This is a genomic window from Streptomyces sp. NPDC087787 (assembly GCF_044743035.1).
Taxonomy (GTDB): domain Bacteria; phylum Actinomycetota; class Actinomycetes; order Streptomycetales; family Streptomycetaceae; genus Streptomyces.
Map to the genome: position 1 here is coordinate 809,941 of NZ_JBIUVQ010000001.1, position 13,804 is coordinate 823,744.

Annotated in this window: 15 protein-coding genes; 7 read left to right on the forward strand and 8 right to left on the reverse strand. The window is 72.8% G+C overall.

Annotated features, from left to right (window positions below):
- The first annotated feature begins 40 nt into the window (after positions 1-40).
- Genes ACIOWN_RS03735 through amaP form a run of 4 tightly spaced genes read left to right on the forward strand, consistent with a single transcriptional unit; the run spans position 41 to position 1,855 of the window.
- Positions 41-223, forward strand: coding sequence for a hypothetical protein (locus ACIOWN_RS03735; protein ID WP_362355018.1), 183 nt, complete (start codon positions 41-43; stop codon positions 221-223).
- A 6-nt stretch (positions 224-229) separates the two neighbouring features.
- Complete coding sequence (locus tag ACIOWN_RS03740) at positions 230-604, forward strand: hypothetical protein (protein ID WP_362355021.1); 375 nt, start codon at positions 230-232, stop codon at positions 602-604.
- Complete coding sequence (locus ACIOWN_RS03745; protein WP_362355024.1) at positions 601-1,272, forward strand: DUF6286 domain-containing protein; 672 nt, start codon at positions 601-603, stop codon at positions 1,270-1,272. Before ACIOWN_RS03740 ends, ACIOWN_RS03745 begins: the two co-directional genes overlap by 4 nt.
- Before the next feature lie 4 nt (positions 1,273-1,276).
- Complete coding sequence (gene amaP, locus ACIOWN_RS03750; RefSeq protein WP_362355027.1) at positions 1,277-1,855, forward strand: alkaline shock response membrane anchor protein AmaP; 579 nt, start codon at positions 1,277-1,279, stop codon at positions 1,853-1,855.
- Positions 1,856-1,878: 23 nt separating this feature from the next.
- On the opposite strand, the gene ACIOWN_RS03755 is transcribed toward amaP, so the two are convergent.
- The 4 genes from ACIOWN_RS03755 to ACIOWN_RS03770 form a co-directional block, all read right to left on the reverse strand.
- Positions 1,879-2,634: an SDR family oxidoreductase gene (locus ACIOWN_RS03755; protein ID WP_362355030.1), complete on the reverse strand. Its 756-nt coding sequence runs from the start codon at positions 2,632-2,634 to the stop codon at positions 1,879-1,881.
- A 57-nt stretch (positions 2,635-2,691) separates the two neighbouring features.
- A complete protein-coding gene (locus ACIOWN_RS03760) occupies positions 2,692-3,483 on the reverse strand; it encodes an SURF1 family protein (protein WP_401980135.1) in 792 nt (263 codons plus the stop codon).
- Between the two features lie 49 nt (positions 3,484-3,532).
- On the reverse strand, positions 3,533-3,766 hold the full coding sequence (locus tag ACIOWN_RS03765; protein WP_100572659.1) for a hypothetical protein: 234 nt from the start codon (positions 3,764-3,766) through the stop codon (positions 3,533-3,535).
- Positions 3,767-3,844: 78 nt separating this feature from the next.
- Entirely contained in the window at positions 3,845-4,822 is a 978-nt protein-coding gene (locus ACIOWN_RS03770) for a DEDDh family exonuclease (RefSeq protein ID WP_362355036.1), read from the reverse strand.
- 153 nt (positions 4,823-4,975) lie between these two features.
- Here ACIOWN_RS03770 and ACIOWN_RS03775 point away from each other — a divergent pair, with 153 nt between their 5' ends.
- A complete protein-coding gene (locus tag ACIOWN_RS03775; RefSeq protein ID WP_362355039.1) occupies positions 4,976-5,686 on the forward strand; it encodes a VIT family protein in 711 nt (236 codons plus the stop codon).
- A gap of 33 nt (positions 5,687-5,719) precedes the next feature.
- On the opposite strand, the gene ACIOWN_RS03780 is transcribed toward ACIOWN_RS03775, so the two are convergent.
- The 4 genes from ACIOWN_RS03780 to ACIOWN_RS03795 form a co-directional block, all read right to left on the reverse strand.
- The gene (locus ACIOWN_RS03780; RefSeq protein WP_401980136.1) at positions 5,720-6,727 is read right to left on the reverse strand and encodes a CopD family protein; all 1,008 of its coding nucleotides are present in this window, start codon (positions 6,725-6,727) and stop codon (positions 5,720-5,722) included.
- Positions 6,728-6,883: 156 nt separating this feature from the next.
- On the reverse strand, positions 6,884-8,263 hold the full coding sequence (locus tag ACIOWN_RS03785; RefSeq protein ID WP_401980138.1) for a CoA transferase: 1,380 nt from the start codon (positions 8,261-8,263) through the stop codon (positions 6,884-6,886).
- 38 nt (positions 8,264-8,301) lie between these two features.
- Entirely contained in the window at positions 8,302-9,834 is a 1,533-nt protein-coding gene (locus ACIOWN_RS03790) for a S8 family serine peptidase (protein ID WP_362355048.1), read from the reverse strand.
- Between the two features lie 91 nt (positions 9,835-9,925).
- Positions 9,926-11,473 carry a S8 family peptidase gene (locus ACIOWN_RS03795; protein ID WP_401980141.1) on the reverse strand — a complete coding sequence of 516 codons (1,548 nt, stop codon included), beginning with the start codon at positions 11,471-11,473 and terminating at the stop codon, positions 9,926-9,928.
- Positions 11,474-11,732: 259 nt separating this feature from the next.
- On the opposite strand from ACIOWN_RS03795, the gene ACIOWN_RS03800 reads away from it, so the two are divergent.
- Positions 11,733-12,089 carry a DUF485 domain-containing protein gene (locus ACIOWN_RS03800; protein ID WP_362355054.1) on the forward strand — a complete coding sequence of 119 codons (357 nt, stop codon included), beginning with the start codon at positions 11,733-11,735 and terminating at the stop codon, positions 12,087-12,089.
- The gene (locus ACIOWN_RS03805) at positions 12,086-13,717 is read left to right on the forward strand and encodes a cation acetate symporter (RefSeq protein ID WP_362355057.1); all 1,632 of its coding nucleotides are present in this window, start codon (positions 12,086-12,088) and stop codon (positions 13,715-13,717) included. Before ACIOWN_RS03800 ends, ACIOWN_RS03805 begins: the two co-directional genes overlap by 4 nt.
- Positions 13,718-13,804: the final 87 nt, after the last annotated feature.

Sequence of the window (13,804 nt, forward strand, 5' to 3'; positions counted from 1 at the left end):
ACGACGGCCCGGCGACGGCCGAGGAGTTGAGGAGCGCGCAATGAGCATGGCCGTGGCCGGCATGATCGCCGGTATGGCGCTGGGCTTCGCCGGGTATTTCGGCGGCTTCGGCGCCTTCCTGCTGGTGGCGGCCTTGGGCGCCGTCGGCTTCGTCGTCGGCCGGTTCCTGGAGGGTGACATGGAACTCGGCGACTTCTTCCGCCCCCGTGACCGCCGGAGGTGACCCGCGGTGAACGGTGGGAACGGCGAGCCGGGCACCGTCCCGGCCGGCCTGCTGCCCGGCGAGCGCGGAGCGACGACGATCGCCGACCGTGTCGTCGCCAAGATCGCCGCCCGTGCGGCCCGTGAGGCGCTCGGTGCCCTGCCGCCGGACGCCGCGCCACCGGACGCCACGGTGGTGGTGCGCCACGACGCCGCCCGCGTCCGGATCGTCCTCGACCTCCCCTACCCGAGCGACATCGGCGCGTGCTGCGGCGCGGTGCGTCGCCAAGTGGTCGAGCGGGTAGGCGCGTTGGTGGGAATGCAGGTGCCGGAGGTCACGGTCCGGGTGGAACGGCTGCATCCGGCACCCGCGAACGGCACGGCACAGGGGAGGACGCGATGAGCGAGCCCCAGGGCTCGGAGGGCACCACACAACGCCTGCCGGTCATCGAGAAGGACGACACCCTCGGGTGGCCGGCCGACCCGGACACCGACGGCCCCCCGACCGCCCAGGACGGCGGGGACGGCCGCCGCGGCCGGTTCTGGTCGCCGCGGCGGGTGCCAGCGGGCATCGTCGCCCTGCTGCTGCTGATCGTGGCGGGCGCCTTCCTGTACGACATCGCGGCCGTCCGCGCCGGCCGGCCCGGACTGCGCTGGCGCCGGGAACTGGCCCGGCAGCTGGCCGAGCGACCGCTGGACGACACCTGGGTGCTCGTCGGCGCGGGTGTCACCGCGGTCCTCGGCCTGTGGCTGCTCGTGCTGGCGGCCACTCCGGGGCTGCGCCACCTGCTGCCCATGCGGCGCGCCCATCCCGACGTGCGGGCCGGGCTGCACCGGGACGCCGCCGCGCTGGTGCTGCGCGACCGGGCCATGGAGATCGCCGGCGTACGGTCGGCGCGCGTGCGGCTGCGCCGCCGCGGGGCCGACGTACGCGTGGTCTCGCACTTCCGGACGCCGGAGGAAGTGCGCGCCGACCTGGACACCGTGCTCACCGAGGCGGTCCGGGGACTGGGCCTGACCCGGCCGCACGCCCTGACCGTGCGCGTCACGCGGCCCGGACGGAAGGGGTGAGGACGTGCTCAGGATCGTCCACAGGGTGCTGACCGGGCTCGTCGGGCTTGTGCTGCTGGTGGTGGGCGGATCGGTGCTCGCCGTGGGGGTGGGCGTACGGCCGCCCTCGTGGTGGATCCACCGCGGCCGGCACGACGTCCTGCTGAGCGCCGCCGAGCGGACGCGGTGGCGGGAGGCCGGCTGGTGGTGGCCCGCCGTTCTCGGCGCCCTGGCCGTCCTGGTGCTGCTGGCCCTGTGGTGGCTGGCCGCGGTGGTGCGCCGGCGGCGGCTCGGCGAGGTGGTCGTCGACACCGGGGACGGCGAGACGGCCCTGCTGCGGGGCCGGGCCCTGGAGAACGTCCTGGCCGCGGACGCCGAGCAGCCGGACGGCGTCGCCGGCGCCCAGGTCCGTCTGACCGGCCGCCGCGGCGCCCCCAGGATCCATGTGCGGCTCCTCCTGGAACCCCATGCGGACCCGGGAGCGGTCCTCGACCACCTCACCGGCCGGGCCCTCGTCCACGCCCGGGACTCCGCCCGTCTCGAAGCCCTTCCGGCGGAGGTGCGGTTGAGGGCGGTGAGGCATCGTGCGGAGCGGGTGACCTGACCCGGCCCGGTGTGGTGCCGGGCTCAGAACCCGTGCCGGGCCCCGCCGTCCACCGGCAGCATCACACCGGTGACGTAGGAGGCGGCGGGCGACAACAGGAACGCGGCCGCACGGCCGAACTCCTCCGGCATGCCGTACCGGCGCAGCGGCACGCGGGACTCGGCGGCCGCCCGTGTCGCCTGCGGGTCCGCGGACAGCGCGTCCAGCTCGCGCACGCGGTCCGTGTCGATGCGGCCCGGCAGCACACCCACGACCCGGATGCCCCGCGGTCCCAGCTCGTCGGCGAGGGACTTGGCGAACCCGGCCAGGCCGGGCCGCAGCCCGTTGGAGATGGTCAGCCCCGCGATCGGCTCGTACACCGACCCGGAGAGAACGAACCCGACGACCCCGCCCGGTTCCAGCTCGGCCGCCGCCGCGCGGGCGAGCCGCACCGCGCCGAGGAACACCGACTCGAACGCGGCCTGCCACTGCTCGTCGGTGTTGTCGGCGACGAAGCCGGCCGGCGGTCCGCCGACGCTCACGAGCACGCCGTGGAAGCCGCCGAAGTGTTCCCGCGCCGCCGCGATCAGCCGCGTCGGCGCGTCGGCGTCCGCGTTGTCCACGGCCACCCCGACGGCGTGCGGCCCCAGCTCGGCCGCCGCCGCGGCGACCCGCTCGCCGTCCCGCCCGGTGATGACCACCTTCGCGCCGTCGGCGACGAGCTCGCGCGCGGTGGCGTTGCCCAGTCCGCGCGTGGAGCCGGTGACGACGTACACCCGGTCCTTCAGTCCAAGATCCATGGGCCTATCCTGCCCGGTCGCTCCGGCACGGGGCGAGGCCGGCGGGGACGTCCGCCGCTACACGGCTGCGGGTTCCGCCTCCGGCGCCGCTTCCTTCGCCGCCGCCTGCGCGCGCTCACGTGCCTCGCGGCGCAGCAGCACCACCCAGCCGACCGGGACGCCCGCCGTGAACAGCCACCACTGGATGGCGTACGCCAGGTGCGGGCCGATGTCGCCGTGCTCCGGGGCGGGCAGCAGCCGCGGGCTGCCGCCCTGCGGCGCGGGCGAGGTCAGCTGGACGTAGCCGCCGAGGACCTGCTTCCCGAGCCGCTCGGCCTGCTGCGTGCTGCTGATCAGCATCACCTGGCGGTCGGGCAGGCCCTTGACGTCCTTGATGCCGCTCGCCGCGGTCGTCTCGTCGGGCATCAGCCGGCCGGTGACGGTGATCTCTCCGCGCGGAGGCGCCGGGATCTTGGGGAACTCCGTCTGCGAGGCGTCCGTGGGGACCCAGCCCCGGTTGACCAGGAGGACCCTGCCGTCGTCCAGGACGAAGGGGGTCAGCACGTGGTAGCCGATGTCGCCGTTGTCGTTGGTGCGGCGGCGCACGACCTCCTCGTCCGCGGTGTCGAAGTGCCCCTTGGCGGTGACCCTGTGGTAGAGGTCGGCGTGCTTCACGGTGGCGCCGGGCGAGGTCAGCGACTCGGCCGGCACCGGCCGCGCGGCCAGCGACTCGGCGATCACCTTGTTCAGCGCGACCTTGTGCTCATGGCGGTGCAACTGCCAGAAACCCAGCCGGATCATCGTCGGGATCAGCGCGATCGCGAGGATGGTGAGGATCACCCACTGGCGGGTCAACAGGAAGCGGTACACCCCACGACGGTACCTCCGCGGCCGTGGGGTGTTTTCGGCAGGGGTGTCCTCAAACGCGGTCGACGATTCCGACCCTCCCCTCGGCGCGGGCGCAGTGCGCGCCGCAGTACCAGTGGCCCTCGACCTCGACGCCCTGACCGATGATCTGGACACGACAGTGCTCGCAGATCGGTGCCATGCGGTGGATCGCGCAGGCGAAGCAGTCGAAGACGTGCACCGAGTTCTGGGCGTGCACCTCGAAGGTCATTCCGTAGTCATTGCCGCATACTTCACATCTCGCCATGCGCCACAGGGTGAGCCGTGCCCGCGGCGCGGGCGAGCGGACCGTGGGCGAGTCGCCCGGTAATCACCCGTACGCCCGTCAGCGGCCCTCCGCCGGTTCCACGTCCCTGAGCAGCTGCCCGAACGCCGCCTCGTCCACCACCGGAGTGCCGTACCGGCGTGCCTTGACCACCTTCGACGTGCCCGAGTCCGGGTCGTTCGTCACCAGCAGGCTGGTCAGCCGGGACAGGCTGGTGGCCACGTGCAGCCCGGCCTCGGTGGCCCGGTCCTCCAGCAGTTCGCGGTCGGTGGAGGTGTCCCCGGAGAAGGCCACCCGCATGCCCTGCCTGAGGGGCTTGCCGTCCTCGTACCGACCCGGGTTGGGGTACGGGCACGCGGGCCGCTTGCGTGAGGCGCGCCAACTGCCCGCGCGGTAGCCGCCCGACTGCTGCCGGGGCACCGGCCGGTCCGACCACTCCGTCAGCGGCCGGCACTCCAGCAGCGGCAGCCGCACCCCGCCCGCCGCCGCGGCCCGCAGGCTCGGCCGGAACGCCTCGGCCAGCACGCGCGCGTCGTCCAGCGCGTGGTGCGCCCGCTGCTGCACGACGCCGAAGTGCGCCGCCAGCGACTCCAGCTTGTGGTTGGGCAGGGGCAGGGCCAGCTCCTTGGCGAGCGCGATGGTGCACAGCCGCTGCCGCACCGGCGCCTCGCGCTCCGCGCGCGCGTACTCCCGCGCGATCATCTGCCAGTCGAACACCGCGTTGTGCGCGACGAGCACCCGGTCCGCCAGCCGCGCGGCGAACTCCTCGGCGATCTCCGCGAACAGCGGAGCGCCCTCCAGGGCCTCGCTCGTCAGTCCGTGGATCCACACCGGTCCCGGGTCCCGCTCGGGGTTGACCGTCGTGTACCAGTGGTCCTCGACCTCGCCGCGCGCGTCCAGCCGGTAGACCGCCGCGGAGATGATGCGGTCGTCGCGGGCCAGTCCGGTGGTCTCCACGTCAACGACCGCGTATCCCTTCGGATACGCGGCCGGCCACGGTGTGTGGGGCAACCCTGCGAGCGTGCGGTCTTCGAGCATGGTCACTGAGGATACGGGCCGCGACTGACAGCCTCGCCCACCGGGCGCCCGGGGGAGCCGGCGAACGGCCTCCACAAGGACCGGGGGTGCGCCTCACGGGACATCAGGAACCGTGCGGGGACAGGACGGACGAACCGTGCGATCCTCCGTCCTGTGACGGAACCAACGCATCACGAGCCGCACGGCGGCGCGCTCGGCGCGCGGCTCAACTGGCTGCGCGCGTCCGTGCTCGGCGCCAACGACGGCATCGTGTCCACCGCGGGACTCGTCGTCGGTGTGGCCGGTGCGACGGACTCCCGTTCGGCACTGCTGACCGCGGGGCTCGCCGGTCTGCTCGCCGGGTCCATGTCGATGGCGGCGGGGGAGTACGTGTCGGTGTCGACCCAGCGGGACTCGGAGATGGCCGCGCTGGCCCTGGAACGACGGGAGCTGCGCGAGCAGCCCGAGGCGGAGCTGCGGGAGCTGACCGACCTGCTCCAGGCCCGGGGTCTGACGCGTGACGTGGCCAGGGAGGCGGCGGAGCAGCTCACCGAACGGGACGCACTGCGGGCACACGCGAGCGTGGAGCTCGGCATCAACCCCGACGAGCTGACCAACCCGTGGCATGCGGCCGGGGCGAGCTTCCTGGCGTTCACGGTGGGCGCGCTGCTCCCCCTGCTGGCGATCGTGCTGCCGCCGGCGGCCTGGCGGTTGGGCGTCACCGTGGTGTCCGTCCTGGCCGCCCTCGTCCTCACCGGCTGGAGCAGCGCCCGCCTGGGAGCGGCCGCGCCCGGCCGGGCGGTGCTGCGGAACGTGGCCGGCGGGGCGCTGGCCATGGCGGTGACCTATGTGGCCGGGACCCTGCTGGGCGCGGTGGGGGCCTGACGCCCCTTCGTCCGACGGGCCGGACGGGTCCGCTCACCAGCGGATCGGCAGCGGCAGCGCCGTCAGCAGCCCCGACACCGCGACGACCGCGCCGAGGACGGCGACCTCGGCGCGCGCGGGGGCGTACGCGGTCAGCGGGTCGGGTGCCCGCCGCAGCCGGATCCGCGCCCACAGGGCGAGCAGGGCGACACCGGCCACGAGGACCACCTTGGCGACCAGGGTGCGTCCGTACGCCGTCGCCGTCAGCTGATGCAGCACCGTGTCCGCCGGCATGCGGCGCAGTGTGCTGCACACACCCGTCGCGGTCACCCCGGCGAGCGCGGCGGCCGCCACGCGCGCGTAGCGGCCCAGCAGGGCGGCGCCCGCCGCGGCCCCGCGCCACAGCCGCAGTGTGCGCAGCGCGTGCAGCAGACCGCCCACCCACAGGGCGCCGCAGACCAGGTGCACGACGGTCAGCAGGGAGCCGGTGAGTGGGGTGGTCTCGGTCCCGGGGTGCGCGCGCAGTGCCTCGGCCACGACCACCGCGGCGAGCGGCCACAGTTGCGTCGCCGGGCGCCGGGAGAGCGCGCACAGGCCGGTGAGGAGGAACGCGTTGACCTCCAGCAGGGCCAGTGCCCCGTCGCGGGTCCGGTGCAGGCCGCCCACGTCGATCTGGGCGGGGCTGTGCGGGACCAGGTTGCCGGTGGCCACCACGGAGGCGAGGCCCAGGGCGGCGAGGAAACCGGCGGCGGCCGCGCAGAGGGCCCGACTGCGGGGACGTCCGGCCGGGGCACCGGGCACGCGGCCGGCCAGCCGGTTCACGAACAACTCGCCGACGGGGACGCAGAGGGCCGCGAACAGCACTGTCCGCAGCACCGCGGTGCCGCCGGCTCCGGGTGCCGCCGCCTCACCGGTGCCGTGCAGGGCGGCGGACGGGCCGAGCAGGGGTATGAGGGCGGCGAGCGCCACCAGGACGAGGACGGTGGCGGCCCGGACCGTCGCGCCGCGCCGCCCGGTCCCTCGCGCGTCCCCCGTCCCGGCGGCCGGTCGTATGAGCGTCACCCAAGGATCTTCACCAACCACCCCGAAAGGGGCAAGCGCGCACGGCCAAGTGGGGGAGCCCGATTCCGCCCGCACCGCCGTGGCGCGCTCCGTCCCGGGCGGTTCCCGGGGCCATGTGCCGTCACATGCCCCGTGCCCGCGTGCCGCCCGCTTCGGTCAGGTCCAGACGGGTGCGTCCGTGCCCCAGGGCCCCGGTGGGCGGGGCCAGTTCGTCGGGGCGTCGGTGAAGGCGACGGGTGGACGGGCGTGGCGCAGGTGGCCGAGCCGGCTGGTCGTTTCGTCCAGCCAGGGGCCGGGGCTGTCGTAGGCCGGACCCTGCACGGTGTCCGTCGCGGGGACCGTCCCGGTGCCGGGCCGCGTCAGCCAGGATGCCGTGCGGGCCAGGGCCAGTCGTACGACCTGGGTGCCGCCCTCCCGCGTCTGCTCGGTCAGGGCGCGCAGCACCGCCGCCGCCAGCAGATAGCCCGTGCCGTGGTCCAGGGCCTGCGCGGGCAGTGCGCCGGGCTGCTCCGGCGACCCCTCGGTCGCGGCGATTCCGGTGGCGGCCTGTACGAGGCTGTCGAAGCCCCGGCGTCCGCCCCAGGGTCCGTGACGGCCCCACGCCGACAACTGCGCCACGACCAGTCCGGGCCGCCGTCCGGCCAGCGCCTCGGGGGAGAGCCCGAACCGGTCCAGGGCGCCGGGCCGGTATCCGGAGACCACGACGTCCGCCTCGGCGAGCAGTTCCTCGAAGAGGGCCCGGTCGACCGCGAGGTCCAGTACCGCCGACCGTTTCCCGAAGCCGGTGTCCGCGTGCAGGCCGGCCTCCTCGGGACGGTCCGGCGCGTCCAGGCGCAGCACGTCCGCGCCCAGCAGGGCGAGCGTGCGGGTGGCGACGGGACCCGCGAGCACCCGGGTCAGGTCAAGGACGCGCAGCCCGGTGGCCGGCAGCAGGGGAGCACTCGCGACGGGCGGCAGTACGCGCGCGTGGGCCTTGTCCAGCCGCTCCCGCTCGACCAGCGGCCGGGCGGCGACGGCGACCCCCTGTTCGTGCGCGGCCCATTCCTCGGGGGTGCGCAGTGCGACGGCGAGGCCTCCGGCCGCGTACACGGCCTCCTCGACCTCGTGCGCGGACCGCTCGGCGAGTACGGACGCGACCCGCTCCACGTCGTCCGGCACGTCCAGCGCCCGGAGCAACGACTCCCGGTGGTGCGGGTAGTTGGCGTGCGTGCGCACCCAGCCGTCCGCCGTCCGCCAGAACCGCGACAGCGGCGCGAAGGAGACGGGTGCCTTCCCGTCCACCAGCAGACGCCGTTCACTGAGGAAGGCCGTGGCCACGGCGCCGTCGTCCCCCCGAACCGCCGGCACCGCGGCGAGCCCCGCCCGTCGTGCGCCGAGTTCGGCGGCGGCCAGGGCGCAGGCGGACACGCACGTACGTGCCAGCTCCCGTACGGGAAGGCGCGCTGGGAGCGCGCCTTCCCGCTGTACGGTGGTGACCCGCGACAGGAGGGCGGGATCGCCGCCCAGCGCGGACCACGCGTAGGTGATGTCAGTCATGACCGCACTGTGCGGTGACCGGCCGACATCTCCCGTGTCTACTTGGTCACGGCGTTGAGGGCGTTGACCATGCCCTCGCCGTAGAAGGCGTTCTTGCCCTTGCCGCCCTTGCACACGGCGTCGATCTTGCCGTCGCCGTTGATGTCGTACGGGGTGGTGCACTCCTTCTTGTCGGCACCCTGGGTCAGCAGCGCCTTCACCTGGTTCGGCTTGGCGTTCGGGTGGGTCGACTTGATGAGCGCGGCGACGGCGGCGGCGTGCGGCGAGGCCATCGAGGTGCCGGCCATGTAGCCGTACTGGCCGCCCGGCAGGGTGCCGAGGATCAGGCCGCTGGTGGCGGGGGCGTCGGGCCGCTGGTAGGAGGTCGAGTCGCCGCCCGGCGCGGTGACGTCGATCATGCCCTGGCCGTAGTTGGAGAACGACGACTTGATGCCCTTGGCACCGACGGAGGAGACCGTGACGGTGCCCGGCAGCATCGCGGGGATGTCCAGGCACTTCTTCGGGTCGATCACCCGGTCGCCGGGGGTGGAGTCGTTCGGGCTGCCCGGGTCGAGGATGGTCTTCCCGGCCAGGTCCCAGTTGTCGTTGCCGGCGGCCGCGACGTTGACCGTGCCCTTGCCCTCGGCGTACTTCGTGGCCCGCGACACGGCCTCGACCAGAGCCTTCTGGTCGGGGTCGTTGGTGCAGTTGAAGTTCCACGGGTCGGTGTAGTAGCTGTTGTTGGTGATGTCCACGCCGTGCTCGGCGGCCCAGACGAAGCCGCACACCACGGCCTCGGTGTAGAACCAGCCCTCCGGCGTCGACACCTTGATGCCGGACACCTTCACGCCCGGGGCGACGCCGACCATGCCGACGCCGTTCTTCGCGGCGGCGATCTCACCGGCGACGTGCGTGCCGTGCGCGCTCTCGCCCTTGTTCGGCCGCCAGGCGCCGTCCGCCGTGTTCGGCTTGCCCGACACGCAGTTCACCGAGGCCGCCCGGTCGAAGTTGGCGGCGAGGTCGGGGTGGGTGTCGTCCACACCGGTGTCGATGACGCCGACCGTGACCTTGGAGCTGCCCAGGGTGACCTCGTGGGCCTTGTCTGCCTTGATCATCGGCAGGTCCCACTGGAGGCCCTGGAGCGGCTCCTGGGCGTCGGTGGACGCCTCGGTCGCCGCCGCCAGTTCCGCGCCGGTGAGCACCTGTGGCGCCCACATCTCGGTGGTCGACTGCGGGGACAGCGGAGCGGTCCGGGTGGCGCCGGCCGACTCGACCCCCTTGTCCTTGCGTATCTCCTTGGCGAAGCCGGCGTTCGACGAGTGGACGACTATGACACCGATCTGGTCGTACGCGACGACGACCGACCCGCCGGCCTTGCCGATCGCCTTCTGAACGGCCGCGGAGCTGTGGCCGGGACGGACGTTGACGACGTAGCTCAGCGCGTCGCCGTCTGCGGCGGCGGAGATGCTCGCGGCGGCCGCCTGCGGACCGGCCTCGGTGGCGGAGGCCACGTTCGGCAGGAAGGCGAGAGCGGAGGCGACGGCCATCCCGAGCGGGATGGTGACGGTACGCCGGTTGAGGCGAACGCTCATGTGAACTCCAGTGTTTCGGACCATTGCGGTGCGGCATGCCCGAGGCATGCGAGGCGTGGGGGGCGCTTGTGGAAGTGACGGGCCGTGCCGGTCACTTGATCGCGCGGAGCGCGTTGACGAGGCCGAAGCCGTAGAACCCGTTGCGGTTCTTGTCGCCCTTGCAGAACGAGTCGACGACGCCGTCGCCGTCCGGGTCGTAGGGCTCGACCGGGCACCCCGGGTTGTCCGCCTGGGCCTTGAGAAGGGCCAGCAACTGGGCGGGCTTGGCGTTCGGGTGGGCCGACTTCAGCAGCGCGGCGACACCGGCGACGTGCGGAGCGGCCATCGACGTGCCCTGGAGGTAGCCGTACCGGCCCTCCGGCATGGTCGACAGGACGCGGCCGTTGCCCGACGGGGTGTCCGGGATCTGGTACTTGTCGCCGCCCGGTCCCGCGACGTCGATGACGCCGTCGCCGTAGTTGGAGTAGTACGACTTGAGGGTCTGCACGCCGGTGGCGGCGACCGTCACCACACCCGGCAGCTGCGCCGGCACGTCGAGGCACTTCCTGGGGTCGATCGTGCGGTCGACCGGGGTCGTGTCGTTCGGGCTGGATGTGTCGAGGATCGACCTGGCGGCCAGGTCGTGGTTGGAGTTGCCCGCGGAGGCCACGCTCAGGGTGCCCTTGCGCTGCGCGTACAGCTGGGCCCGGCCGACCGCGTCCAGGACGGCCTTCTGGTCGGCGTCGTCCTTGCAGTTGTAGAGCCACGGGTCCACGTAGTAGCTGTTGTTGGTTATCTGCACGCCGTGGTCGGCGGCGAACACGAAGGCGCAGACCACGCTCTCCGGGTAGAACGTCTCGGTGTCCGGCTCGGCCACCCGTATCCCGGAGACCTTCACACCCGGCGCGACGCCCGCGACGCCCGTCCCGTTGCGGGCGGCGGCTATCTCACCCGCGACATGCGTGCCGTGGTAGTGGTCGGGGCTCGCGGGCCGCCAGGCGCCCGGCGAGGTGTCCGCCTTGCCGCCGACGCAACTGGCCGACTGCTTGGCGGAGAAGTTCGGCGCCAGGTTCGGGTGGGTGTCGTCGACACCGGTGTCGATCACGGCGACGGTGACCTTCGGGCTGCCCGGGTTGATCGCGGCGGCCTTGTCGGCGCCGATGGCCCGCAGGTCCCACTGCTCGGCCTCGAGGGGCTCCTGGGCGACCGGGCCCTTCGGGTGCTTCGACGGCTCGGCGGCCTTCTTCAGCCGTGTGACCTCGGCCGCGGAGAGGTACTCCACGGCCCCCTCGTCCGTGGTCTCCGACGCGCGTAGAGGCGCGGTGCGGGTGGCGCCCGCGGAGTCGACCCCGTGGGCCCCGCGGATGGTCCTGCCGAAGTCCGGGTTCGCGGAGCGGACCACGATGACGCCGATCCTGTCGTACGTCGTCACGATGGTGCCGCCGGCCGCGGCGATGGACCGCTGCACCTGGGCGAGGGTGTGGCGGTCCGTCCCGGTGTTGACGACGTAGGCCATGACCGGCGCGTCCTTCGCCTGCGCAGCCGAGGCCGCGCGAGGTGCCGCCGACGCCGCCGAGGGCAGGAAGCCGAGCGACGCGGTCAGCGACAGCGCGACCGGCACGGCAAGGGCGAGGCGGCGTCTGGAACGCAGATGAGCCATGGGATCCCCACAACATCCGGGTACAGACCGGCAAGGGCCGCAGGTGGCAGCCCCGCAGGTACATGACGGGTGGTGCAGGGTGAAGCTATCTTGCCGCCTCCCCCACCAGCAATGACTTAGCAATGACTTGTTCAGACCGGTTGCGAAACAACCAACAGGACTTGAACCGGTCACCGCGTGGCGCCGTGGACCTTGGGCGGGGAACCGAAGCACGATCGGGCCCCCGTCCCAACCGCATCCGACACGCGAGGAGACCGACGTGGCCACCGAGACACCGCCACCCTCGAATACCCAGGCCCCACTCCCGACCACCGAGGAGTTCGTCGCGGTGCGGGACAGCGCGGAGTTCGGTGAACTGCGCCGCTCCTACCGATCCTTCGCCTTCCCGCTGACCGTCGCCTTCACCGCCTGGTACCTGCTGTACGTGCTGCTCTCCAACTACGCCGGCGGCTTCATGGGCACCCGGCTGTTCGGGAACATCAACGTCGCCCTCGCCCTGGGCCTCGCCCAGTTCCTCACCACGTTCCTCATCGCCTGGTGGTACGCGCGGCACGCCGCCGCCAAGCTCGACCCCAAGGCCGAGGCCATCAAGTCCCGGATGGAGGGCACCGAATGAGCCCCGCGACCGCACCCGTGCTGACCCTCGCGGCCGGTGAGGCGAGCCAGCACCGGCCGCTGATCATCACCCTGTTCTCGGTGTTCGTCGTCGCGACCCTCGTCATCACCGTCTGGGCCGGCCGGCAGACCAAGGACGCCGCCGACTTCTACGCCGGCGGACGGCAGTTCACCGGCTTCCAGAACGGCCTCGCCGTCTCCGGCGACTACATGTCCGCCGCGTCCTTCCTCGGCATCGCCGGCGCCATCGCGCTGTTCGGCTACGACGGCTTCCTGTACTCCATCGGCTTCCTCGTCGCCTGGCTGGTCGCCCTGCTCCTGGTCGCCGAACCGCTGCGCAACTCCGGCCGCTACACCATGGGCGACGTGCTGGCCTACCGGATGCGCCAGCGCCCGGTCCGTACCGCGGCCGGCACCTCCACCATCGTCGTGTCGATCTTCTACCTGCTGGCCCAGATGGCCGGCGCCGGCGTCCTGGTCTCCCTGCTGCTCGGCATCACCAGCGACGGCGGCAAGATCGCCATCGTCGCGCTGGTCGGCGTGCTGATGATCGTCTACGTCACCATCGGCGGCATGAAGGGCACCACCTGGGTGCAGATGGTCAAGGCCGTGCTGCTCATCGCAGGCGCCCTGCTGCTCACCTTCCTGGTCATGCTGAAGTTCAACTTCAACATCTCCGACCTGCTCGGCAAGGCCGCCGCCAACAGCGGCAAGGGCACCGCCTTCCTGGAGCCCGGACTGAAGTACGGCGCCACGGGCACCACCAAGCTCGACTTCCTCTCGCTCGGCATCGCCCTGGTCCTCGGCACCGCCGGTCTGCCGCACATCCTGATCCGCTTCTACACCGTCCCCACGGCCAAGGCCGCCCGCAAGTCGGTGATCTGGGCGATCGGCCTGATCGGCGCCTTCTACCTGATGACCCTCGCGCTCGGCTTCGGCGCGGCCGCGCTCATCAAGTCCGACGAGATCATCGCCTCCAACAAGGCGGGCAACACCGCGGCGCCACTGCTCGCCCTGCACCTCGGCGGGGTCGACTCCAACTGGGGCGCGATCCTGCTGGCGTCCATCTCCGCCGTCGCCTTCGCCACGATCCTCGCCGTCGTCGCGGGCCTGACCCTGGCCTCGTCCTCCTCCTTCGCCCACGACATCTACGCCAACGTCATCAAGAAGGGCACCGCCTCCGAGAAGCAGGAGCTGACCGCGGCCCGCTGGGCGACCGTCGGCATCGGCGCGGTCTCGATCGTCCTGGGCGCCCTCGCCCGCGACCTGAACGTCGCCGGACTGGTCGCGCTCGCCTTCGCCGTCGCCGCCTCCGCCAACCTGCCGACGATCCTTTACAGCCTGTTCTGGAAGCGGTTCACCACCTCGGGCGCCCTGTGGTCGATCTACGGCGGCCTGGTCACCGCGGTCGGCCTGGTGCTGTTCTCGCCGGTGGTGTCGGGCAAGCCGACGTCGATGTTCCCCGACGTCGACTTCCACTGGTTCCCGCTGGAGAACCCGGGCCTCATCTCGATCCCGGTCGGCTTCCTGCTCGGCGTCGTGGGCACCCTCCTGTCGAAGGAGACGCCGGACGACGCCAAGTACGCCGAACTGGAGGTGCGCTCCATGACGGGCACCGGAGCGCACTGAGCGCCCACCCGTCCGAGCCGGCCGCGTCGTAGATCCCTACGACGCGGCCGCGCCGTATCTCGTGACTTCCGGCGCTGTCGTTGTCAG